The 23,142-nt window shown below is 36.8% G+C and carries 23 protein-coding genes; 2 read left to right on the top strand and 21 right to left on the bottom strand.

The genetic code is table 11. From position 1 onward, the window contains the following. Positions 1-7: 7 nt before the first annotated feature. From GMJ66_RS13460 to GMJ66_RS13390, 15 genes are all read right to left on the bottom strand, one after another. Positions 8-400 carry an Asp23/Gls24 family envelope stress response protein gene (locus GMJ66_RS13460; protein WP_156290832.1) on the bottom strand — a complete coding sequence of 131 codons (393 nt, stop codon included), beginning with the start codon at positions 398-400 and terminating at the stop codon, positions 8-10. Between the two features lie 39 nt (positions 401-439). Then, positions 440-1,792, bottom strand: a complete 1,353-nt coding sequence (accC, locus tag GMJ66_RS13455; protein WP_156290831.1) for an acetyl-CoA carboxylase biotin carboxylase subunit — start codon at positions 1,790-1,792, stop codon at positions 440-442. 13 nt (positions 1,793-1,805) lie between these two features. Continuing rightward, positions 1,806-2,312: an acetyl-CoA carboxylase biotin carboxyl carrier protein gene (accB, locus tag GMJ66_RS13450; protein ID WP_156290830.1), complete on the bottom strand. Its 507-nt coding sequence runs from the start codon at positions 2,310-2,312 to the stop codon at positions 1,806-1,808. Positions 2,313-2,669: 357 nt separating this feature from the next. After that, positions 2,670-3,236, bottom strand: a complete 567-nt coding sequence (locus tag GMJ66_RS13445; RefSeq protein WP_156290829.1) for a SpoIIIAH-like family protein — start codon at positions 3,234-3,236, stop codon at positions 2,670-2,672. A gap of 14 nt (positions 3,237-3,250) precedes the next feature. Next, complete coding sequence (spoIIIAG, locus tag GMJ66_RS13440; RefSeq protein WP_156290828.1) at positions 3,251-3,886, bottom strand: stage III sporulation protein AG; 636 nt, start codon at positions 3,884-3,886, stop codon at positions 3,251-3,253. Next, on the bottom strand, positions 3,883-4,506 hold the full coding sequence (gene spoIIIAF / locus GMJ66_RS13435) for a stage III sporulation protein AF (RefSeq protein ID WP_156290827.1): 624 nt from the start codon (positions 4,504-4,506) through the stop codon (positions 3,883-3,885). Before spoIIIAF ends, spoIIIAG begins: the two co-directional genes overlap by 4 nt. 10 nt (positions 4,507-4,516) lie before the next feature. After that, positions 4,517-5,692 (bottom strand): stage III sporulation protein AE, encoded by a 1,176-nt coding sequence (spoIIIAE, locus tag GMJ66_RS13430; protein ID WP_156290826.1) that lies wholly within the window; start codon positions 5,690-5,692, stop codon positions 4,517-4,519. 42 nt (positions 5,693-5,734) lie between these two features. Further along, positions 5,735-6,127 (bottom strand): stage III sporulation protein AD, encoded by a 393-nt coding sequence (gene spoIIIAD, locus GMJ66_RS13425; protein WP_156290825.1) that lies wholly within the window; start codon positions 6,125-6,127, stop codon positions 5,735-5,737. A 12-nt stretch (positions 6,128-6,139) separates the two neighbouring features. Continuing rightward, entirely contained in the window at positions 6,140-6,340 is a 201-nt protein-coding gene (gene spoIIIAC / locus GMJ66_RS13420; protein WP_121202836.1) for a stage III sporulation protein AC, read from the bottom strand. Positions 6,341-6,358: 18 nt separating this feature from the next. After that, positions 6,359-6,871 (bottom strand): stage III sporulation protein SpoIIIAB, encoded by a 513-nt coding sequence (gene spoIIIAB / locus GMJ66_RS13415; RefSeq protein WP_156290824.1) that lies wholly within the window; start codon positions 6,869-6,871, stop codon positions 6,359-6,361. Continuing rightward, entirely contained in the window at positions 6,868-7,794 is a 927-nt protein-coding gene (gene spoIIIAA, locus GMJ66_RS13410; RefSeq protein ID WP_231514932.1) for a stage III sporulation protein AA, read from the bottom strand. Before spoIIIAA ends, spoIIIAB begins: the two co-directional genes overlap by 4 nt. A 351-nt stretch (positions 7,795-8,145) precedes the next feature. Continuing rightward, positions 8,146-8,463, bottom strand: a complete 318-nt coding sequence (locus GMJ66_RS13405; protein ID WP_156290823.1) for a hypothetical protein — start codon at positions 8,461-8,463, stop codon at positions 8,146-8,148. 966 nt (positions 8,464-9,429) lie between these two features. Continuing rightward, positions 9,430-9,987, bottom strand: a complete 558-nt coding sequence (gene efp / locus GMJ66_RS13400; RefSeq protein ID WP_156290822.1) for an elongation factor P — start codon at positions 9,985-9,987, stop codon at positions 9,430-9,432. A 24-nt stretch (positions 9,988-10,011) separates the two neighbouring features. Further along, entirely contained in the window at positions 10,012-11,073 is a 1,062-nt protein-coding gene (locus GMJ66_RS13395) for a M24 family metallopeptidase (protein WP_156290821.1), read from the bottom strand. A gap of 162 nt (positions 11,074-11,235) precedes the next feature. Further along, positions 11,236-11,790, bottom strand: a complete 555-nt coding sequence (locus GMJ66_RS13390; RefSeq protein ID WP_331279683.1) for a YqhR family membrane protein — start codon at positions 11,788-11,790, stop codon at positions 11,236-11,238. A 645-nt stretch (positions 11,791-12,435) separates the two neighbouring features. Between GMJ66_RS13390 and GMJ66_RS13385 the strand changes: the two genes are divergently transcribed. Next, positions 12,436-12,825, top strand: coding sequence for an SA1362 family protein (locus GMJ66_RS13385; RefSeq protein ID WP_156290820.1), 390 nt, complete (start codon positions 12,436-12,438; stop codon positions 12,823-12,825). 16 nt (positions 12,826-12,841) lie between these two features. Here GMJ66_RS13385 and GMJ66_RS13380 read toward each other — a convergent pair whose 3' ends face one another. From GMJ66_RS13380 to GMJ66_RS13370, 3 genes are all read right to left on the bottom strand, one after another. Beyond that, entirely contained in the window at positions 12,842-13,735 is an 894-nt protein-coding gene (locus tag GMJ66_RS13380; RefSeq protein ID WP_156290819.1) for a patatin-like phospholipase family protein, read from the bottom strand. A 456-nt stretch (positions 13,736-14,191) separates the two neighbouring features. Then, positions 14,192-14,608 (bottom strand): transcriptional regulator MntR, encoded by a 417-nt coding sequence (mntR, locus tag GMJ66_RS13375; protein ID WP_156290818.1) that lies wholly within the window; start codon positions 14,606-14,608, stop codon positions 14,192-14,194. A 937-nt stretch (positions 14,609-15,545) separates the two neighbouring features. Then, positions 15,546-18,104: a vitamin B12-dependent ribonucleotide reductase gene (locus tag GMJ66_RS13370; protein ID WP_156290817.1), complete on the bottom strand. Its 2,559-nt coding sequence runs from the start codon at positions 18,102-18,104 to the stop codon at positions 15,546-15,548. A 456-nt stretch (positions 18,105-18,560) separates the two neighbouring features. On the opposite strand from GMJ66_RS13370, the gene GMJ66_RS13365 reads away from it, so the two are divergent. Then, positions 18,561-18,935, top strand: a complete 375-nt coding sequence (locus GMJ66_RS13365) for a rhodanese-like domain-containing protein (RefSeq protein ID WP_156290816.1) — start codon at positions 18,561-18,563, stop codon at positions 18,933-18,935. Positions 18,936-19,043: 108 nt separating this feature from the next. Here the strand turns inward: GMJ66_RS13365 and gcvPB are convergent, their stop codons facing one another. From gcvPB to gcvT, 3 genes are read right to left on the bottom strand one after another with little or no spacing between them, the layout of a single operon-like run. Next, positions 19,044-20,507 (bottom strand): aminomethyl-transferring glycine dehydrogenase subunit GcvPB, encoded by a 1,464-nt coding sequence (gene gcvPB / locus GMJ66_RS13360; protein WP_156290815.1) that lies wholly within the window; start codon positions 20,505-20,507, stop codon positions 19,044-19,046. Next, a complete protein-coding gene (gcvPA, locus tag GMJ66_RS13355; protein ID WP_156290814.1) occupies positions 20,500-21,849 on the bottom strand; it encodes an aminomethyl-transferring glycine dehydrogenase subunit GcvPA in 1,350 nt (449 codons plus the stop codon). Before gcvPA ends, gcvPB begins: the two co-directional genes overlap by 8 nt. A gap of 12 nt (positions 21,850-21,861) precedes the next feature. Further along, on the bottom strand, positions 21,862-22,977 hold the full coding sequence (gcvT, locus tag GMJ66_RS13350) for a glycine cleavage system aminomethyltransferase GcvT (protein ID WP_156290813.1): 1,116 nt from the start codon (positions 22,975-22,977) through the stop codon (positions 21,862-21,864). Positions 22,978-23,142: the final 165 nt, after the last annotated feature.

Here is a 23,142-nt window from a genome sequence, read left to right as displayed (position 1 = left end):
TCATTTTTTATTCTTCCTGAGGGTTTTCATTGCCATCCATATTCATACCTACGACATGTACATTAACTTCTGCAATTTCGAGAGCTGTCATATACTTTAGTGAATGCCGGATATTCGTTTGGATTTTTTGGGCAACTTGTGGAATCGATACACCAAAGTTTAAGATGACATACAAATCAACGGTAACTCCATCTTCTGTTAATTCCACTTTTACCCCTTTGCTATGTGTTTTCTTTCCTAAACGTTCTACAACACCCGAAGCAAAATTCCCTCTCATCGCATAAAGTTCTTCTACTTCTGTCGCTGCGATACCCGCAATTACCTCAATTACTTCCGGAGCAATTTCAACCTTTCCTAAAGCGGAATCCTCACTTACTTTTAACAATGGCTGTTCACTCATGACATCACTCCTAAATTCGTATAAAAATAAAATTTATTTTTATTTCTCTATGATTGGATTTTCTTCAAGGAAGTTTGTATTAAAATCTCCTTTTATAAAAACCTCATGTTCCATAATTAAGCTATGAAATGGAATTGTTGTATGAACACCCTCCACAACGAACTCATCCAATGCACGTTTCATGCGTTTGATTGCTTCCTCACGGGTTGGAGCATAAGTGATAAGTTTTGCAATCATGGAATCATAATATGGAGGAATCTGATAGCCAGTATACGCCGCTGAATCCACTCGGACACCCAGTCCACCTGGAGCTAAGTACATATTAATATTGCCGGCTGATGGCATGAAGTTTCTAAAAGGATCCTCTGCATTAATTCTACATTCAATAGCATGCCCCTCTAAGCTAATATCCTCCTGTTTTATGGAAAGTTTTTCATTATCAGCAATTTTTATTTGTTCTTTAATTAAATCCACTCCGGTAACCATTTCAGTAACTGGGTGTTCTACTTGAATTCTTGTATTCATTTCCATAAAGTAAAACTCATTTGTATTTCTATCAAAGATATATTCAATAGTACCTGCACCAACATAGTCTACTGCTTTCGCAGCTTTCACAGATGCATCACCCATTTTTTTCCTTATATCTGGAGTTAAGGCTGGAGAAGGGGTTTCTTCGATTAATTTTTGAAGCCTTCTTTGAATCGAGCAATCCCTTTCACCTAAGTGTACTACATTTCCATATGCATCTGCCAATACTTGAATTTCAACATGACGAAAATCTTCTATGAACTTTTCAATGTATACACCCGGATTACCAAAGGCAGTTTCTGCCTCTTTCTGAGTAACTCGAATACCTTTGATTAAATCTTCTTCCGTTCTTGCTACACGTATACCCTTTCCGCCCCCACCGGCTGTTGCTTTAATGATTACAGGAAAACCGATCTCGTTTGCTACTTCCAATGCTTCTTCTTCACTTTCTACAATTCCGTCAGATCCTGGTACAATCGGTACATTTGCATTTTTCATCGTTTCCCTTGCAACATCTTTTATACCCATTTTTTGAATAGCTTCCGGTGTTGGGCCGACGAATGCGATATTACATGCTTTACAAATCTCAGCGAAGTCTGCATTCTCAGCTAAAAATCCGTAACCCGGATGAATGGCATCAACCTCTGTTAAAGTAGCAACGCTCATTATATTAGTAAAATTAAGGTAGCTGTCTTTACTTAACTTAGGACCGATACAATACGCCTCATCTGCTAACTGTACATGTAACGCATCTTTATCCGCTTCTGAATATACAGCCACTGATTCTATTCCCAGTTCTTTGCATGCACGTATGATACGGACTGCAATTTCTCCTCTATTCGCAATTAGCAGTTTCTTAATCAATTCTTCCAACCCCTTACTTTGTCTTCACTTTAAACAATGGTTGTCCGTATTCTACCAGTTCACCATTTTCTACTAATACCTCTACAATTTCACCTGTAACCTCTGCTTCAATTTCATTAAACAGTTTCATTGCTTCCACAATGCAGACAACCGTATCTTTTTGCACTTTGCTTCCTTTTATTACATATGGATCACTTTCTGGATTTGGAGAATTATAGAAGGTTCCAACCATTGGTGATACGATTTCATAGTCTGCATCTGATGCTGCTTCCCTCTGTTCTTCTTTTGCTGCTGGAGACTCTGCCCTTACAGTGTCTTCCTTCACAGCTGGTTGTGGGGTAGTATTGACTAATGTAGTCGGTTCGTTTGGAACATTTGTCAATACTTCCTTTTGTATCACTGCTTCATTTCCTGATTTTTTCATTGTTACAGTGGTCCCGTCTGATTCATATGTAAATTCATTGATATCAGATTGATCAATCAATTTTATTAGTTCCCTTATTTCCTGGATTTTTAACATGACTGGCACTCCCTTTATATTATGATATATGTCCATTTATTATTAGGTACTAAAATCACCTTTTATTATTTTACGATAATATAGTAATGTACATCAAGGTTTAATTAAACAATATAAGTATAGTCAATATTCTTAAAACACTTTTATACCAATTATATCAGTGATTAACGCTTAAAGCGAATAATACAAGAACAAGCATACGTAATGATCTGTTGACATGAAATTCATTTATTTAAAAATTTTACTTTTCGATGATTTAGCAATGAAAGCAAAAACTGTCAAAGCACTTCACACCTTTCCGAAATAAAAATCCAGACGCTCAACAGCAGCCTGGATCTTATCTTATTTAAAAATTATTTATTCATTATCTATTGGTTGAATCACAACATCTACTGTAATTTCTCCAAACTCATCATATACCATTCGCATAATATCATTTGCTTCCGTTCCTGATAATTCCTCTGCTTTTACATGTACATGAACCTTATCTTCTTCGGAACGTACAAGTACGTCTTGAAATTCAGCTGAAGATAAAATCGTTTCTTCCAAGATTCTCTCCTTCTTAGATGCATCTTCTAATTCATCAATTTCTCTTAATGCTTCATCTTTTTCTTCTGCGCTTGCTGAACTGGATGCTACAATTTCTTCCAGACGTGATTTAGTCATGCTTCTTTCATCCTGAACTTCCATACGAATCGTTGTAAACAATTCGTCGCCACCGATATTTGCCATCTCATCTACTTCTGTCTCTTCCATTTCTTCATCCGTTATTTGCACGTCAGTCGAAGCCGCTGGCTCTGTTGCTGGTTGTCCATTATCGATATAAGCCAAATCATTGTTATCCGGAGAAATCATATAATAGACACTTAACACAATCATTAAACTTAACATTGTCAATAACCAAACTGTTTGTTTTTTTAACATTTTTCTTCCTCCTCTTAATTGCTTTTAGGCATTACTGAAACCCTATGTGTTGGAACATCCAATACTCTTGAAACCGCCTCTACAATCCACTTTTTTACTGTTGCATGATCTGCCCCCTTAGCTACAACAAATACTCCGCTTACGTCAGGCTTTTCCGTCTTAACAAGTAATGGAACCTCTCTATCACCTTGTCTGATAAAAACAACCTGTGTTTCTTCTGTATGATCTTCTACTTTTCTTGTCCCGCCATTTTGGTCTGTTTCATCTGTTGTTTGTTGCCCTTTTATAATATTTTTTTCATAAACTTTAACATTGGTCGAGGCTAAGTTAACCATCACCTCTGCTTCGGATACACCTTGTATTTTATTCAGCATTTCCTCTAAATCCTCTTTGAAGCTTTTTTCCAGCTCTTCAACATCTGAAGTTTTATCAGATTCCTCCCCATTAGATGCCTGTACATCTTCTGTCTGGGTTTGTTCTATCGGCTGATTATTGTCTGCCTCTTCTTCAGGTGATGAAAATACATTGCTTAAGAAGATAAGAAGAACGCCAATCAGACCTAGAATGACAACATAGCCAGCTTTATTGGAGACATTTTTGCCATCCTGTGGATTCTTTGACTGAAAAAATTTTTCAAATAATTTTTTCAAGATGCCCCTCCCTCCCAATAAATCGTTATTTCTTTGTCGGTAAGTTCCCAAACTTCTTGTAATAGTGTTTTAATTTGGTCATCATGTCTGTCCTCTTCTTTTTTTTCTGCTGAATCATCTGTATTAATTACAACATCTTCAACTGCGCTAGCTTCTCCCTCCCCTTCTTCAAAATCTCTTACATAGACAATGACTTCTTCAAGACCTTCATAAGTAAGTTCCTCATTTGGCAGGAACTGAAATTGAACATCGGTTATTTCTACTTGATGTTCTTCTTTTAAAGGGTCTTCGGCAATATCTACTAATTGGACAGCCATTTGTTCTAAAATATATGCATCTTGTTTGCTTTCTATCTCTTTTTTTTGAAATTCGATTAAATTTTCTACAGATTCATTATTGCTGTTAGCTTGATCAATCTGTTGAAATGAGGCATTTAGCGCACTTTCAATATCCATATTAAAAACATAAAAAATTGGTTTTAGTAAAATAAGGATGAGAATTAAGCCAACAACTAGTTTAATATATTTTTTCATCGCTGTTGCAGGTATTAGCAAATCGATGATGGTAGCTAGAATGATGAATAGTATAATCTGTGTTACCCACTGTATTAATATGTCCATTTCCACCATCCTATCGTAAGAGCATTGTAAGATTACTGGCGACCACAATAATGACAATGGCCAGGAAAAACATAATCGATACGGCTAAAAGACATGCGAGTACAAACAAAATATAATTACTGATTGTATTTAGTGTAGAAATAACAGGTCCGTCCCCTACTGGCTGTAAGACTGCAGCGGCAATCTTATAAATAATGGCGATGGCAGCAACCTTCAAAGCTGGAAATAAAGCAATAAGTAAAACAATCACTAACCCTACAACGCCCACTGCATTTTTTAACAGCAAAGAGGCACTTAATATCGTATCTGTTGCATCAGTAAATGTACGTCCAACAACAGGTATGAAATTACCAGTAATAAATTTTGCTGTTTTCATCGCAACACCATCTTGAATGGCACTGGCTGTCCCCTGAACAGAAATAACACCTAAAAATATGGTCAGAAAAACACCTAGCACACCCATCCCCACTGATTTAAATAAATTGGCTAAATGTGTCACCTTATAATTCTCACTTACACTGCTGACAATGGTGAGAATGGCGGATAAAAACAATAAAGGCAAAATAAAGTTGGAAACAAGAACTCCACTCACGTTAATAAGAAAAATGATAATAGGATGAAAAAAAGATACCGAAACTAAATTCCCAAAGGTTGCCATTAATCCCAGTACCAAGGGTAATAATGCAATCATAAAGCTGCTCATCGTCTGGATCGCATCCTCAACATAAGATACAGCAACGTAAAAACTATTTAATGCCAAAAAGATGAGCACGATATAAACGACAAAATAGGCGATTTTACTTACTGAAGATTTTTCAAATGCGTTATGCATCGTCTGTAATAGAGTAGAAAACAGAGTGAGCAGCAGTAGTGTACCTAGCAATTTTCCGTTCAGGATAATCTCATGGAACAAATATTCCACAAAACCCATGAGAACAGCTTTTATTGAAAAGGAATCCTGGCTCTTAATAAATTCATAGATACTTGTTTTTTCCAATTCGGGAACATAGCCACCGTATTCCTGTACTAGTTGATCCCAGTATTCCTGAACACCATCTAATGATATTTCATCCAATAAGGAATCCGTAACTTCAATAGGTTCGGTTTGCGCCTGAATAGGCGCTTGTCCAATAAAGAGAAAAATAAAAGTGAATAAGAAGATTCGTTGATATTTAATTAATTTCATTCACTATGATTTCCCCCTTCGATTACGATTTCCTAACCATATTTATACGGATGGTAAAAAATTTAATATTGCTTCCACTACTGCTGTTATAATTGGTACAGCGAGCAATAGGATAAAAATCTTACCAGCTAACTCTATATTTTTTGCCACAGCTTCCAGTCCTGCTTCCTTTGTCAGACTTGCACCAATTTCAGCGATGTAAGCAATGCCAATGATTTTTAAGATAGTTTCCATGTACAAACCTTCTACATTTGCATTTCTTCCGAGATCTTGAATTAACTCAAAGATAATTGCAATTTGCTGAATAATGGACAGAAAGATAATAATGCCCGTTATTAAAATGATGAAAAACGCAAAGGAACGATTGATGTCTTTTAAGACGATATATAAAATACTGGCGATGATTCCGAGAAGCACAATCTGTAAAATATCCATATTTACCTGCTCCTAGAAAAGAAATACTGATTTAATCTGGTTGAATAAATCAGAAAGTCCATTGATAACAATTACAAGAACAATAATAAAACCGATTAACGTTGCAAATTGCGCGATTTCTTCTTTTCCCATTTGTTTTAAGATGGTATGTATTAGTGCAACAATGATTCCAATTCCAGCAATTTGGAATAATACTTGCGCATCCGTAAACATGGACTATCTCCTTTCTTACTAAATAAGCAACAACACAATAAATAATCCGGCTAATACACCTAGACTTTTTGCCATTTTACTGTATTTGTATTGCTCCTCTCTCGCATCCTCCAGTTCCCTTTCCAAATGAGAAAGTGTCAATTGAATATGCTTTTGCTGTTGGTAAAAATCATGTTGCCCTAATGTTCTCCCAAATTGATACAGGATTTCTTTTTCATTTGCTCCTAAACTGGAATTTTGCATAAATACATCTACGTTTTCCTTCCAAATCTTATATAAATCAATAGTGGAATCATCTAATCCGTTTCCCAATCCCCTAAAAAAAGACTTCGCCGGTTCTGGAATTTGTCCAGCTATATTTAAAAATGCTTCCTTAAGCGGCAACTGACTATAGACGATTTCAGCTTCTAATATTTGTAAAGCATTTTTTAATTGTCTAATCTGCTTCGGACGATTGGCTAAACGGCTGCTCCAGTCAAAGCCAATCCAAGTCGTTGTCCCTATTAATAGAAGAGCCCCTATCCATTTCATGTTATGACAAACCTCAAATTCTCGGATATTTCCTTTTCATTCTGGTCATACACTTTTTTAATTCGTGTAGGCCTTCTCGATTTTTCCAGAAATATCATTCTCTGAAAAACTTTCTGTTGAAATAAAACCTGTAAAGACGGTCTCTTTTTTAATTCCATTAAGTTTTGTCCATGAATAGAGCAGATAACCGTCACCCCAGTATTAATCGCCTCCATCAACGCAGCGATATCTTCTTCGCTTCCAATTTCATCGACGACGATCACTTCTGGAGACATGGAACGAACCATCATCATCATCCCTTCTGCTTTCGGACAAGCGTCCATGACGTCCGTTCGATATCCGAGATCATGCTGTGGAACCCCGTTGATTGAAGCCGCTATTTCTGAACGCTCGTCAATGACCCCAACCTTTTGAGCTTGTACATTTTTCCAGCCAGTGGAAATAATCCTCGTCACATCCCGAATAAGTGTTGTTTTTCCAGTTTGTGGTGCACCTACAATGAGCGTATTCCTATATTGCTTATCATATATATATGGAAGGATGGATGTAGCGGCCCCAATTTTTTGTTTGGCAATTCGAATATTAAAAAACGTAATATATTGAAGTGCTTTGACTGAACCGCCGATGGTATTCACCCTTCCAGCTATACCAACACGATGTCCGCCCTCAATTGTTATATATCCATCCCGTAATTCATCAGTCATGCGATATAATGAAAATTCACTCAATTGGTTGACGATGAATATTCCATCCTTCTTGTTCGGTTTCACATGGTGAATCCATTCTATATTCCTATCAAAAATAAGTTCAATTGGTTGAAACAAACGAATTCGTATTTCCTGCAGAAAGTCCCACCTTTTTCCAATTTTGGTCTGTATAGCTTGTCTTATTTCATCCGGAAATAATCGTATAATTTCATCCATAAATGGACCCTCTCTTTTTAGTAGTTATATAGTAAAATGTATGTTAGCTAGGACAAAATATGACTAGTTTTCTCTATTAACCGTCCATTGTAAAATAAAGAAAACATTTAAAAAACTCGCATTTGCTTCTTAGCCAAAATGTTATACTTTCCTGCTGACATGAAAAAATCCCAGAAACACATCTAGGATTTTTTATATTAATTTCTCTTCAGTTAGTAAATGAGTTAACCAATGCGCGGTTTTCATCCCATTGGTTGTTAGATGAAAAAAAACGAATGTACCCACTTATCATTCTTGTAGCATCCCGAATTCTTCAAGGGAGTTCTTACATTTAGTTAACCACGCGGTATATCAAATGATATGGTCACCTTTTTCATATCCACCATTTTGCTTAAGGATTTTGATGACATCATCATAGTCCCTGTCATCAGCCTCTCCTTCCAACACAAATAATTGGCCTCTCTCATCTTGCTCATCCTGATAAAATGCGGTAAATCCCGTATTGGATGTTGTATAATTTATTGAAACATAAGGGATAAATGTATATCCATGGTTGTCCCTTTGAACCTGATCGATTGTTATATCATGTGTCCGCACCGTATTTAAGCTGGCTCGGGCAGATAATAAATCATCCTCTGTTTTAAAATAAGCAATAAACTGCTTTGTCATCTTCATCACCTCTCTCTATATGAAATTCATTCTTACTCTGTACAAGTCCCTAGAGGATAACCTAAAATATTTGATAGATTCTACTTTCGTGATTTATTTCCATCACGTTTAACATATTAGAAAAAACCATTCGCTCGTCTATTAGCGAATGGGTATGGGATAGTTTTTCATACTTTAGACATTAAAATTTTTGCTACGTCGAATCCTCTTCCTGTCTAAATTTATACTTTCCTAAAGTGGTAAAGTGGCTGGGACAAAACTATTTTAGTCAAGAAAAATCCGAACTATCATTCAAAATTCTAAAGTTAGAATTCGAACTAGTTCGGATTTTTCTATATATATGGATGTTTCCTAAAGGATTATTGCCCTTTGCAGAAAAACTCAATTTCACAATTGATATAAAATGCGAATATATTTAATTTGAGATAATACTACTGCTACGGAAATACACTACGCGCATCTTAGGGCGGCTGGTGAGCCTCCTCGTGCTGTCTTCTTTAGGGGTCTCACCGATGCCTCTTTTCCCGCAGGAGTCTCCGTGTATTTCCTCCGCTAGTTTGGTGATCTTGACTTTCTAGCATGTGATTATGCTATAAAATATACTCTACCACTATTAAGATGGTTGATTGTAGCGGAGGGCAGTCGACTCCTGCGGGAATAGCACGTGTCCAGAACTGAGCAGGAAGTGGTTTTCTTCCGAGGAGGCTGAGGCCGTGCCCTAAGGTCCGCGACTGCCCGGAGCGGAAATCAACATAGCACCCATCCCACCAGACATTTATTCTTAATTAAGTTAGTCAGGAGTTTATATATATTCCATAATAACAAATTTAGCGAATAGAGAATTTTTTAACTCCTCTAACATGTCATCATTCGTTTTAGAATAGGTGCATTAGTTTGTTATGTCCCAGCCTCTTCCTAAAATGCAAAAAGAAGACACCAAAAAGTGTCTCCCTAAAAATAAATGACCTATGCTCTTGAAACATATTTTCCATCTGAAGTATTAACAACCAGAATGTCACCTTTATTGATAAAAAACGGTACTTGTACAACGTGACCAGTTTCCAGTGTGGCTGGTTTCGTTCCACCGCTGGCAGTATCCCCTTTTATACCTGGCTCTGTTTCCACTACTTCTAATTCCACGTTGTTTGGCAAGTCTACGCCTAGTATTTCACCCTCATAACTGATAACGTTTACTTCCATATTTTCTTTCATAAATTTCAATTGATATTCAATTTGCTCCCCTGGTATTTCAATTTGCTCATACGTATTCATATCCATAAATGCATGGGAGTTTCCTGTCGCATATAAATATTGCATTTTATTGTTGTCGATGTGCGCTTTGCTTACTTTTTCTCCAGCCCGGAATGTTTTCTCCTGAATGTTACCGGTTCTTAGATTGCGAAGTTTTGAACGTACAAAGGCAGCACCCTTTCCAGGTTTTACATGCTGGAACTCAATTACTTGCCAAATATCATTATCTACCTCAATAGTTAATCCTGTTTTAAAATCGTTTACTGAAATCATTATTAATTCCTCCGTTTCATAACCCTATAATTGAATAAGTTCTTTTGGTGCAAACGTTAAGCGTTCGTTACCATTCTCTGTAATAACAATATCATCTTCTATTCTGCAGCCACCAATACCAGCCATATAAATACCTGGCTCTACTGTAACAACCATACCTGGTTTTAATACTTTGTTAGAACGGCTAGATAATCCAGGCCCTTCATGAACCTCAAGTCCAATTCCGTGACCAGTAGAATGCCCAAAATATGAACCGTAGCCTTTTTCCTTAATATAGTCTCTTGTTAAAGCATCTGCTTCTTTACCGGTTAATCCAGGTTTAATTCCGTTTACTCCTCTAAGATTAGCTTCTAAAACAGTGTCATAGATTTCGCGTAACTGATCCGAAATCTCACCAACTGCTATGGTTCTCGTAATATCTGAACAATAACTTTGAAACAAAGCACCGAAGTCCATTGTCACCAATTCTCCTGATTGAATTTCCTTATCAGACGCGACACCATGAGGAAGTGCGGAACGGTAGCCGGAAGCAACAATGATGTCAAAACTGGAAGCTGTTGCACCTTGCTTTCTCATAAAGAATTCAAGTTCATTTGAAATATCTATTTCTTTTACACCTGGCTTAATATAAGACTGAATATGTGCAAATGCATCATCTGCAATTTTGGCAGCCTTTTTAAGAATTGTAAGCTCTTCATCTGACTTGATTAAACGAATTTCTTCAATCAGTCCGCTTACAGGGATTAGCTCCGAATCAAATAGATTGTGATATGTCTGATACACGCCATACGTTACATGATCTTTTTCAAACCCAAGCCGCTTAATATTCATATCCTTTAATTGTTTTTTTATTTCCTGCTCTATCACTTGTTTATGTTCTATAATTTGGAACTCTTTCGCTTGTGCCGTTGCCTGTTCTGTATATCTGAAATCCGTTATAAAGCGGGAATCATCCTTGGATATAATTGCAACACCTGCTGTACCTGTAAAACCAGTCACATACCTTCTGTTATATGGACTGGTTACCAAAATTCCATCTAATTCTTTCTCTTCTAATGCCTTGCGTAATTTAGATAATTTCTCCATGACTTCATCCCTTTCTAATGCCCACCTAGCAAAAACTTGAACAGTTGTTAAAATTTAACTATTTTTAAGTTTATCATAAAAGCATTATTTTGAATAACCCTTTATAGTAATTAAGATAAGAATCATTTATCGATTGTCGGTTATTCAGACTAGTTTAGGACTTTAAGTCTGTTGTACTTCTGTGTCATGATAATCATACGAAATGGAATAACCGATAAATGTTCCATATAAAATAAATAAACAGATGTTTGTAACAATCGTATTTGCCTTTTGTTCGAACAAATTCGGAACATTTGTGAATATCGGCTGCAGTAAATAGAATACAATACCCCATAGGATAATACCATATAACACACCCATCCACATTGAGTTTATTTTTTTAAATAATCCATAATATATTAATGCTGTAATAATGGATAACAAACCAACAAGGAAAACCGAAACGAGATCTCCGAGCCAGCGATCGGTCCATTCCGTTCTAAGCCATGATCTCAACACAAATGATTTTGGGGAAACCTCCGTAAAATTAAAATAATACAAAAACACAGCAATTCCCCCCCAAAAAACGCCACCAATAAATCCTGTTAATAGTGATCTGCCTAATAATGACATGGTGTTTTCGCTGTGCTTGTTCTGTTCTAATTGTTTATTCTCACTCACATGAATCACCTCACCAGTATTATTACCAATTACATAAAAACCAATCATCCTGTCCATCAAGAAAACCTTTTTGATTATTAAGAAATATAAAATGCCAAATACTAGTTATCTTCCTTCCTATTTAGTAAAATAAAAGTAAGGAAATTTCATATTCCCATAAATATCTAAAGAACAAGCACTGGACGTGTCCAATTACATTAGAAAAACTCTCACTCGCTTTTCTTTTCGAGAAGGTGTTCGTCTTTCTTATACCTGGAATGTAAATTTTTTTTACTACGCCGAATTATTTCCTGTCTAAGATTTTATACTTTCTAACGTGTGAAATATTACCCACAAGGTCATTCCAAGCATATAACATATATTAGTATTTTCTTTTAAAAGGCACTATTCATAAGCTTTGTGGTTTTTAACCCTTTTTAGAAAAGCTTGTATTCGCTCGACCTTTAGCGAATGGGTTAGTTTTTCTTATACTTGGTACATTAAAATTTTAACTACGTCGAATCCTCTTCATGCTAAAATTTTATACTTTCCTAACGTGTAAAAAATCGTTTAATATGAATAATTTGATCAAAACAGGAAAAAATTGAAATATAGTACATAATCTGGGATTATATTTTAGATTTTAACTATAAAACTTTATAAATATGGGCAAATCAAAAGTAGGATTCCAGATCAATTTATTAGAAAAAGGAGGAGAATCTAATGGCTCGCAATAAATGGTCTTTGCTGTTTTACGTGATTATTGGTTTTGGGGTTATTGGGTTATTTTCTCAACTCTTTACACAGCCTGGAAGCTTTTTCATAAGTATTTTTACAACGCTGGGTATTGGGTTAGCAATATTCGCAGTAATCTATTTTGTCTTCCTGAAAAATAGAGCTCCTTCTAATGACATGAAGAAATATAAAAAAGCTGTACGCCAATCAAAGGCAAAATATAAAAGTGAAAAGCCGCGTGGAGCTAATGCCAGCACAAAACTGGCCAGTAAAAAACAGCCAAACCTTATTAAGAAAAAGAGAAACAAACGGACAGCCTCACACTTAAAAGTAATTGACGGTAATAAAGCAAAAAGAAAAGACCGTGCCTCCTTCTAGAAGTACGGTCTTTTCTTCAATTTGGCCAGTGTTTCAAAAATTCATCCGCATGTGACTTACCAAGGAGAAATAAATTCCCCTTTGTTTCCTCATCAATATGAAAATCTACCGAATCTACATCTTCTATTGGAATAAAAATGATATTTTTTTTATCTGATTTGGATATATATCTTGCATCATGCGCTTGTTTCATTGTGGCAAAAAGAGCTGTAAACATATCAAATGCGTTGTTAATTTTCCTAGGATAGTTCTGTTTCTCGATAGATCCTGTAAATTTTATCCCGAGTACAGGTCTCGTTTCACTATTATTTCCACTACCAAATAACCATAGTGGAAAGTTACTTAATAGCCCTCCATCGACAATGATACTTTTCTTTTCTGTTTTTCCCGGTAATTTTTTAGGCATAAAGAAGTACGGAAAACCAGCACTCATTCGAACAGCTTTCGCAACAGGGAAAAATTTGGGATTCAATCCATAAATACGCTTTAAGTCATCGGGAATAACAACGAGCTTCCCTAAAGATAAATCACTTACAACCACTTTAAGATATCCCGGTGTTATGTCATTAAAGGTGTATATATTTTTCCTGGCAAGCTGCTTATACAACCAATTTTCTAATTTATTTCCTTTATTGATACCTAATTGAAAATATAAGAATAACCATTTACTAAAAGGAATGTATTTGGTCAGGGCAGGAGGATCTAAAAACTGTTTTAAATCAAGTTCATCAATTAATTGCATGATCTCATCCGTTTTATAGTTTGATGCAAGAAATGAGGCAACAATAGCTCCAGCAGATGTACCAGCTACCCGTTCAATCTCAAGATCATTTTCCTCAAAACTTTTTAATACACCAGCATAGGCAAAAGCTTTTACTCCGCCACCTGAAAGTACGGCATCAATTTTCATCTGCTCGCTCCTTATGCTTAATTTTAGCTTGCATTTAACATGGAGGATGCACGCTAAATACACATTACTTTTTAAAATATTAAGCATGAGAAAGTACTTTTAGAACCCTTTACTGTATAAAGTACGAGCAATAATAATGAATAGCACCTCAAAATGTTATGAAATTTATATAAACTCCTGACTACTGCTTAAGAGAGAGTACTCTAAACAAATAAACTGTTCTCTGATTCAATCAAATACCGATCAGCAACACTCATTCAGATAGAATGTTGAATAGCACTAAACCAGCACAGGAAATACACAGAGACTTCTGCAGCCGGAGCGACTGTATGCACACTATCATCATTAGAACAAGCGAGAAGATTACGAAATGGAGTTTTCACCAGTCCGGAGTTTATATCATATGCGCAATAAAGTTTTTCTGCAAAAGTAATAATCTTTCAGAAAACTGCCTAATTAATTATTGTCTTCCTGCATTTGTTTTAGCCCTTCCACTCTATCTTTACTTGATTTGAAATAATTTACCAAATCACCAATGCGGTCGATGGAGTTCCAACTTAAATGGTGCTCTATTCCCTCAACATCATTATAAATATTTTCCTTATCTACTCCAATTATCTCAAGAAATTCTTCTAATAGTTCATGACGATAGACTAATCGTTCACCAATTTTTTTGCCTTTGGGTGTTAAGATAAAACCACGGTATTTTTCGTAATTTAAATATTCATCCTTGTCCAGCTTTTGAACCATTTTCGTAACTGACGAAGGGTGTACGGACAAAGCTTCGGCTATATCGGACACTCTTGCATATCCCTTGGATTCTATTAGGTTATATATTTGCTCTATATAATCTTCCATGCTTGGGGTTGGCATAGGGACTCCCTCACTTCTGTAAAATTTTTTATCATAGGCAAAATTGTTTCTATAATAAGAGGATACATGAAAGTGTACATTTAAACAAGTTTTCATTAGCATGAACCTTCATTTAGTTGGGGTTATACCTTATAAAATCTCTGCAGGGTCTCACTATGGACAGGCTTCTCGCCGGAGCTCCGTTTATTTGCTCTGCTAGTATTGAGTTATCCCGCCTTCCTAAAATGGAGATATGCTGGAAATAAATCAAACTTAGCTTACCATTGCTGGTTGATTATAGCTGAGGGCAGTCGACTGCTAAAGGGGAAAATACGTGTCCAAGGATCAGGCTGGACGAGTAAAGCTTCGTAAGCATAACACCACACAAAGAAAACGTACTTCTCTTTTCAAGGAAGTGATTTTTCTTCTTAGGAGGCTAAAGCCGTATACTAATGTGCGCGTTTACCCAAAGCAGAAGTCACCAGTGTTCTCATTTACACCGGACTTTATAAATATAGTGACAAAAACAACCAATCGTTTAAAAAACGCATTAAGAAAAGCGCAAGCGCCCGTTTAGCGGCATACGGACTGCGGCTGGCTATACCAGGTGGTCCGTTGTTGCCGCGCAAAGCGGCGTTTTTAATCCAGACATTCCCCTACCGTAGAAGATAAAGGAAACACGTCCAACGGAGTGAGTCGATGTTGACTTTCACCGCAAGGGTATAAGGGCGACTAAGCCTCCGGTTTCACCAATCGGCAAGTCTTCTTTATCGTACGTGGGTGAGGGAAGTCCGCTAGTCGCTGGGCGATGGAGCTAGACATCAAAGCGCAAATTTATATTTTCTTATCTATTAAAAAAATCCGAACTAACTCAAATTCTAATGGAAGAATTCTGAATCATAGTTCGGATTTTTCTTTAACTAAAACACTCTTGTCCCAGTCTCGACTTCATTATTATTTACAGGCCACATTTTAACTGTGCATTACAACTTGTACATGTATTACAGCCGCCAATATCTTCTACAGTACCTTCACGACATACTGGACAAGTATTACCAACCTCAGAACCAATCGTTACACTGGTTTTATCCAATTCCTGTACGGTATCAACGAGTACTACCTTTGGTTTATCTTCTTCAGAGAATAATTCTGTTTGCTCAAACGAATTTTCTTCCGCTTTAAGAGTAAGAACCTGGGTATCACGGCTTCCGTCGACATATACGGTTCCACCTTTTGCTCCACAGTTGTACAATCTTTCATATACACTTTCCACTTGTTCAACAGTGTAACCCCTTGGTGCATTGACAGTTTTGGAAATAGAACTGTCTACCCATCGCTGAATGACACACTGGGTATCAGCGTGTTCTTCAGGCTTCAAGTCCATTGCTGCAACAAACCATTCAGGCAATTGTTCCGAATTTGCATCGGGATTGTTGTCCAAGTACTCTTGAACAATGTCTGCTTTAACTTCTATAAATTTACCTAAACGGCCACTTCTAAAGTAAGAGAATGAGTAGTATGGCTCAAGTCCAGTACTCACCCCAACCATTGTTCCAGTGCTTCCAGTCGGAGCAACAGTTAACAAATGAGAATTTCTAATGCCGTATTTTAAAATATCCTGACGAATATCTTCCGGCATTTTCTTCATATAACCTGTATGAATAAACGCTTCTCTTAATTGTTCCGTCTCTTCTTCTGTATCACCAACTAAGAATGGGAAGCTTCCTTTTTCTTTAGCCAATTCAATGGAAGTTCTGTATGCTGTAACAGCAATGGTTTCAAAAATTTGATCAACTAACTTGTTTCCTTCCTCTGAACCATACTTGGTTTCACAGTAAATTAATAAGTCATGTAGACCCATTACCCCTAAACCAATTCGTCTTTCCCCTAGTGCTTGCTTTTCATTTTCTTCCAGGAAGTATGGTGTTGCATCGATGACATTATCCTGCATTCGTACACCGGTTTGAACGGTTTGCTCCAATTTTTTAAAATCTACCGTATTTGTTTCTTTGTTAGCCATTTCTGCAAGGTTGACGGCAGCTAAATTACAGACTGAATAAGGTGCAAGCGGCTGCTCCCCACATGGGTTTGTAGCTACAACCTGCTGTCCATAACTTTTCGCGTTAGTCATGTCATTGGCATTATCAATAAAGAAAATACCTGGTTCTGCTGAATACGTAGCACAAATATTAATCAGTTTCCAAAGCTCTTTCGCTTTGATTTGACGATATACTCGAACTTCGTAACCCATTTCTTCCCATTCACGTACATCGCCGACTTCATGCCATTGTTCGTTGTAATCCTTCATTTCCTCTTCTGTATAATTCTCCACATTAGGGAAGCGAAGCTCGTAGTAATCATCCTGTTCAACAGCATCCATAAATTCTTTCGTGATACAAACAGAGATGTTAGCGCCAGTTAAAAATTCCGGGTTATGAACGGAATAGGTACCGCCAGTTCTCAGTTTGTCTTCCGCCTCACGAATGGCAGCGTCTGTAAAACCTCCTTGACCAGGAATGTTTCTATAGTTAAGAATACTTTGATACAAATCTTCTTCCGTTTCAGTCAACGGTGTAAATTTTAATTTTTCCTGAGCCAATTTTCTTATCTGTTCGTCTTCTGTGTTTTCGATTAAGTAACGAAGAATTCTTGGATTTTGCATTTTAGAGATAATAAATTCTAGAATATCAGGGTGAGAATCTACAAGCATAATCATTTGTGCGCCTCTTCTTGATCCTCCCTGTTCAACCAAGTGCGTTAATTTCGCAATATCATCTAACCATGATACGGAACCGGATGATTTTCCGTTCACTCCCCTTGCAAGGGTGTTTCTTGGTCTTAATGTGGAACCGTTTGTACCAACTCCTCCACCTCTTGACATGATTTCCATAACTTTTTTACGGTGATCGGATATTCCTTCTCGCGAATCTTTGACGTAAGGCATTACATAACAATTAAAATAAGTTACTTCTGTTTCTGATCCAGCGCCGTAAAGTACTCGCCCAGCAGGTATAAAATTCAGATTCGATAGCTCATCATAAAACTTTCCATACCATTCCTTTTGCTTTTCTTCAGTTTTTTCAACAACAGATAATCCAGTAGCATTTCGTTTTGCAATTTGCTCGTAATAAATTTCCAAAGGTTTATCAATCGTATCCAAGGAACGTTTGACAATTCCTGTTTCCGCTTCTTGCTTATCATCTAAAACAGAAAGATACTCTGGCTCTACTTTGACTTCTGCCACTTTATTTTTCCAGTCAATAGATTGAACAAAACCTAATCCCCTTGCCGGAAACTTTGGGTCTGCTTTTACCGTTAAGACAACAAAGTCACCTACTTTGAGGGTTGTCTTCGCTGTATCTTTATATGAATAACGGTCAAGCATTACTAGACGGGATACACCTTTATGTGTTAGTTTCATATCTTCTGTTATAGGATGTACAGCATTAAATTGCTCGATATCCTTGTTTAATGCTTTGATGTTGATTTGATTCCTCGCTTCGACAATAATAGACATTCAATCGCTCCCTTACCAAAATTAAACTAGGCATATGCTAGAAATTTATGATACTATAACAATATCACATTTAATATCAACAATACAATATATTGTATTTCATTTTATAATTAACACAATATATTGTGATTGAATAAGAAAAATTTGTTTTTGTCAACTTTGAAAATCTATGAAATCTGGTAAATATGGAAGATTATAGCAGAAAATCCTAGGTAGTTACAGCGCATTAACTTTTTTAAGGGTTGCGAATTCGACATTTTATGACAACACCAAGACAACCTCAAATATGAGAGTCGCTGTTGAGTTTATTGCATAGTTGTGAGGGAAGTCTCGCTATAGCTTTAGCGCAGGTGGTTAGACATAAAGTCAAAAAAATTATACTTTCTTATCGCTTTAAAAAATAGCTAATTCAACATATAATAAGTAATGTACACTTGTGAAAGACGGGGGAAAAAAATGGAAATCTTAATTATTGCTCTACTAATTATTCTAGCTGTCACTATATTTCGTTACTATCGGCAACGTGCCTACTTAAAAACACTTACTGAGGATGAATTCGTAAAGGGCTACCGGAAAGCACAGCTAATTGATGTCCGTGAACCACAGGAGTTTGAACGTGGACATATTCTTGGAGCGCGAAACATTCCTGTCACTCAAATGAAACAGCGATTAGTGGAAATGCGTGAAGATAAACCAGTCTATCTATATTGTCAGAGCGGTTCAAGATCTGCTAGAGCAGCACAATTACTCCACAAAAAAGGGTATAAGGATATTTATCAGCTAAAAGGCGGATTTAAAAAATGGACTGGTAAGATAAAAGTAGGAAGATAAACATTAGAAAAGCGAACTTGTTCCACTTGTGAATGGGTTCGCTTTTCTTATCCTTTCCTAACAAATAAAGAAATAAGGCCTAAGGTTCATAAACCTTAGGCCTTATTATTAATTACTGCGATAGTATCTTAATATTGGTTTCCTTGCTGCTGTTGTTTCATCCATCCGTTTAACGATGGTGTTATGTGGTGCTTCCTGAACAATTTCCGGTTGATCTTCTGCCTCTTTCGCAATGGTAAGCATCGTATTAATAAAGTCATCCAACGTTTCTTTGGACTCTGTTTCCGTAGGCTCCACCATCATTGCTTCCTCTACGTTCAATGGGAAGTAAATAGTAGGTGGATGATAATTAAAATCCAAAAGACGCTTGGCTATATCCAGTGTTCTTACACCTAACTTCTTCTGTTTTCTTCCAGATAACACAAACTCATGTTTACAATGCTGTGAATATGGTAAGTCATATGCTTTCTCCAACCTTCTCATCATATAATTTGCATTAAGAACAGCATATTCACTAACCTTCTTAAGTCCCTCTGCGCCCATCGTTCGAATATACGTATAGGCACGAAGATTGATTCCGAAGTTACCATAGTATGGTTTCACTCTACCAATCGAGTGTGGCCTGTTATTATCAAAAATATATTGATCCTCTTTCTTCGTTAGAACTGGCTTTGGTAAAAATGGTTCCAATTCTTTGGCTACACCAACAGGGCCAGACCCAGGGCCACCACCACCATGTGGACCGGTGAATGTTTTATGAAGATTTAAATGTACTGCATCAAATCCCATATCCCCAGGTCTTGCATATCCCATAATCGCATTCAGATTAGCACCATCATAGTAAAGCTTTCCGCCTGCTTTATGAACAATATGCGCCATTTCCTTAATTTCCGTTTCAAATAATCCGAGAGTATTTGGATTAGTCAGCATTAATGCTGCTGTATCATTCCCAACTACACGTTTCAAATCCTTTAAGTCCACTAAACCATTTTCATTAGACTTAACCGTGACCGCTTCAAAACCGGCAACAACTGCTGATGCAGGATTTGTACCATGAGCAGAGTCAGGTACAATAACTTTCGTACGGTCAAAATCACCATTAGCCTCATGGAATGCTCGAATCATCATTAATGCCGTCCATTCCCCATGAGCCCCTGCTGCAGACTGAAGGGAAATTTCATACATACCAGTAATTTCCTTTAGGGCTGTTTGTAAGTCATACATCATTTCCATTGCACCCTGAACTGTTTCAGGAGCCTGATATGGATGAATATGACTAAAGCCTTCTAACCTTGCTGCATCTTCATTGATTTTCGGATTATATTTCATCGTACAGGATCCTAATGGATAAAATCCGGAATCTACCCCATAATTTCGATTGGAAAGTCCTGTATAATGCCTCATGATATCTAATTCGCTAACTTCCGGTAAATCAGGTGCTGTTTTACGGATATAGACGTCTTCCAATTCGTTTTCCAACTCTATTTCCGGTACATCTAAATCCGGTAAACTGTAGCCTGTTCTTCCTTCTTTACTGCGTTCAAAAATTAATGGAAAGTCTTGATTAGCCATTAATATCCCCCAATTCTTTGACAAATTTGTCAATCTCATCTTTTGTACGAATTTCTGTGACAGCAACCAGCATGTGATTTTCAAGTTTAGGATAAACCTGACCCAAATCATAGCCTCCGATGATTCCTTTATCTAATAACTTCTGATTTACATTGGAAACTGGTTTAGAAAGCTTAATCACTATTTCGTTAAAGAACGGAGTCTTAAATACTACTTCTATATTTGCTTCTTCTAATTTATGTTTTGCATATCTAGCCTTTTTCATATTTAGGGCAGCCATTATTTTTAAGCCCTGTTTCCCAATCGAACTCATTGCAACCGAGCTGGCAAGTGCATTTAATGCTTGGTTGGAGCAAATATTTGATGTCGCTTTTTCCCTTCTAATATGTTGTTCTCTTGCTTGAAGGGTGAGAACATAACCTCTTATCCCATTTTCATCGGTGGTTTGCCCGACTAAACGCCCTGGAATCTTTCGCATTAATTTACTTGTCGTTGCGAAATATCCACAGTGTGGACCGCCAAATTGAGCCGGGATTCCAAACACTTGGGTATCTCCTACCACAATATCTGCTCCGAACTCTCCTGGAGGCGTTAAATAACCTAGTGCAAGCGGATTACTGGAAACGATAAACATTGTTTTCTTCTGCTCTTTTATTAGGTTGTTGATTTTTGCTAAAGGTTCTATTTGTCCAAAAAAGTTTGGATATTGAATAACAACACTGGCTGTATTTTCATCTAAATGCTTTTCTATTTCACTTAAACTCGTTATTCCATCTTCGGCTTCGATTTCCACAATATCCAAATTTTGTCCTTTAGCATACGTTTCTACCACTGCACGAGATTCCGGATGAACCGTTTTGGATACAAGAATTTTTTTTCTTCTCGTTTGCGCCGCGCTTAAGTTTACTGCCTCTGCTAAAGCAGTGCCACCATCATACATGGAAGAATTCGCAACAGGCATTCCTGTCAATTCAGAAATCATCGTTTGAAATTCAAAGATGGCTTGAAGTTCTCCTTGAGAAATTTCTGGTTGATATGGAGTATAAGCAGTGTAAAATTCCGACCGGGAAATGACATGATCAACAATAGAAGGAATGTGGTGATCATAGACACCCGCACCTAAAAAGGACGTATATTCTTTTACATTTACATTTTTTCGTGCCATTTCTGTTAATTCTTTTTTTAATTGGTACTCATTTGCAGGTTTCTTTAGTTTTAAATCTTCACGAAGTCGAATCGATTCAGGAATATCTGAAAATAATTCGTCTGTCGATGAAGCTCCGATGACTGTCAGCATTTCTTTTTTGTCAGATTCAGTCATTGGTAAATAACGAAATTCCATTATGATAACCTCCTATTTATTTCGTTTATAAAATGGTGTCGGTATAACTTTTGCTCTTAATGTACGTTTGCGGACTTGAACGAATAACTCTGTTCCAACACTTGAATGTTCTGCTTTTACTAACGCTAACCCGATATTTTTTTGTAAAGTTGGTGATTGGGTTCCGGATGTTACAAAACCAATCCTTTCCTCGCCTTTTAATATGTCGTATCCATGACGTGGAATTCCTTTATCGACCATTTCAATACCGACAAGCCTCCGCTCTGGTCCATTATTGATTTGGTTTTGTAATGCTTCCTTGCCTATAAAATCACTATCTTTGCCTACTTTAACAGCAAATTTCAATCCCGCTTCAATGGGAGAAATATCCTTAGTCAGTTCTTGGCCGTAGAGTGCTAAGTTGGCTTCAAGCCTTAGTGTATCTCTTGCCCCAAGTCCTATCGGCTGAACACCGCTCTTTTTACCTGGATCCAGGATGGCATTCCAAAGTTTTGGACCCTCTGATTGGTCAATATAAATTTCAAATCCATCTTCTCCTGTATATCCTGTTCTGGATACAATAGCAGGAATTTCTATTCCAGAGAAATATACTTCGCTGTTAAAACCAAAAAATTTAATCTCACTCAAATCCGTCGTTGTAAGATCTTGCAGTATTTCTTCTGAATTAGGTCCCTGCAGTGCTAATTGAACAAAATTATCAGATACATTCTGCAGCTGTACTTCTTCTTTAAGATATGTGTTATTTTTCGTTAACCAGGCAAAATCTTTATCTGTATTTGCTGCATTAACTACTAATAAATAATCGTTATCATCCATCATATAAATAATTAAATCGTCCACTGTGCCCCCATCTTCATAACACATAATCGTATATTGAGCACGGTTTGGAGATAGTTTGGATACATCATTTGTTGTAACCTTTTGTAAAAACTCTACACTTTTCGGTCCTTTAACGGTTATTTCCCCCATATGGGATACATCAAATAATCCGGCTTTTGTTCTGGTTGTTGCGTGCTCTTCCTTAATACTCGAGAATTGTACAGGTAACTCCCAGTCGCCGAAATCGATTATTTTGGCACCGTGCTTCTCATATTCCGAATACAATGGTGTTCGTTTTAATTCACTCATGCCATCCTCTCCTTTGTACTAGATTCTGTTGCTATTTGAACTTAATGGATAACTTCATTCTGATACACCAAAAGGACAGAGATTTCCCATAAAAGAAATCTCTGTCCTTCAACCAGAAAGTTGCATATTTACACAGTCAGTATGATGTAAATACTTGCTTCGTAG

This window comes from Oceanobacillus salinisoli (assembly GCF_009733865.1).
GTDB classification, from domain to species: Bacteria; Bacillota; Bacilli; order Bacillales; family Amphibacillaceae; genus Oceanobacillus; species Oceanobacillus salinisoli.
The sequence above is the reverse complement of the archived record's forward strand: the minus strand, read 5'-3'. Positions and strand labels throughout refer to the sequence as shown.

Coding starts and splice junctions, on each gene's coding strand:
- GMJ66_RS13460 (WP_156290832.1), bottom strand. CDS start 400: ATGAGTGAACAGCCATTGTTAAAAGTAAGTGAGGATTCCGCTTTAGGA.
- accB (WP_156290830.1), bottom strand. CDS start 2,312: ATGTTAAAAATCCAGGAAATAAGGGAACTAATAAAATTGATTGATCAA.
- GMJ66_RS13445 (WP_156290829.1), bottom strand. CDS start 3,236: ATGTTAAAAAAACAAACAGTTTGGTTATTGACAATGTTAAGTTTAATG.
- spoIIIAF (WP_156290827.1), bottom strand. CDS start 4,506: ATGGACATATTAATACAGTGGGTAACACAGATTATACTATTCATCATT.
- spoIIIAE (WP_156290826.1), bottom strand. CDS start 5,692: ATGAAATTAATTAAATATCAACGAATCTTCTTATTCACTTTTATTTTT.
- spoIIIAD (WP_156290825.1), bottom strand. CDS start 6,127: ATGGATATTTTACAGATTGTGCTTCTCGGAATCATCGCCAGTATTTTA.
- spoIIIAC (WP_121202836.1), bottom strand. CDS start 6,340: ATGTTTACGGATGCGCAAGTATTATTCCAAATTGCTGGAATTGGAATC.
- spoIIIAB (WP_156290824.1), bottom strand. CDS start 6,871: ATGAAATGGATAGGGGCTCTTCTATTAATAGGGACAACGACTTGGATT.
- spoIIIAA (WP_231514932.1), bottom strand. CDS start 7,794: ATGGATGAAATTATACGATTATTTCCGGATGAAATAAGACAAGCTATA.
- GMJ66_RS13405 (WP_156290823.1), bottom strand. CDS start 8,463: ATGACAAAGCAGTTTATTGCTTATTTTAAAACAGAGGATGATTTATTA.
- efp (WP_156290822.1), bottom strand. CDS start 9,987: ATGATTTCAGTAAACGATTTTAAAACAGGATTAACTATTGAGGTAGAT.
- GMJ66_RS13395 (WP_156290821.1), bottom strand. CDS start 11,073: ATGGAGAAATTATCTAAATTACGCAAGGCATTAGAAGAGAAAGAATTA.
- GMJ66_RS13390 (WP_331279683.1), bottom strand. CDS start 11,790: ATGGACAGGATGATTGGTTTTTATGTAATTGGTAATAATACTGGTGAG.
- GMJ66_RS13385 (WP_156290820.1), top strand. CDS start 12,436: ATGGCTCGCAATAAATGGTCTTTGCTGTTTTACGTGATTATTGGTTTT.
- GMJ66_RS13380 (WP_156290819.1), bottom strand. CDS start 13,735: ATGAAAATTGATGCCGTACTTTCAGGTGGCGGAGTAAAAGCTTTTGCC.
- mntR (WP_156290818.1), bottom strand. CDS start 14,608: ATGCCAACCCCAAGCATGGAAGATTATATAGAGCAAATATATAACCTA.
- GMJ66_RS13370 (WP_156290817.1), bottom strand. CDS start 18,104: ATGTCTATTATTGTCGAAGCGAGGAATCAAATCAACATCAAAGCATTA.
- GMJ66_RS13365 (WP_156290816.1), top strand. CDS start 18,561: ATGGAAATCTTAATTATTGCTCTACTAATTATTCTAGCTGTCACTATA.
- gcvPB (WP_156290815.1), bottom strand. CDS start 20,507: ATGGCTAATCAAGACTTTCCATTAATTTTTGAACGCAGTAAAGAAGGA.
- gcvPA (WP_156290814.1), bottom strand. CDS start 21,849: ATGGAATTTCGTTATTTACCAATGACTGAATCTGACAAAAAAGAAATG.
- gcvT (WP_156290813.1), bottom strand. CDS start 22,977: ATGAGTGAATTAAAACGAACACCATTGTATTCGGAATATGAGAAGCAC.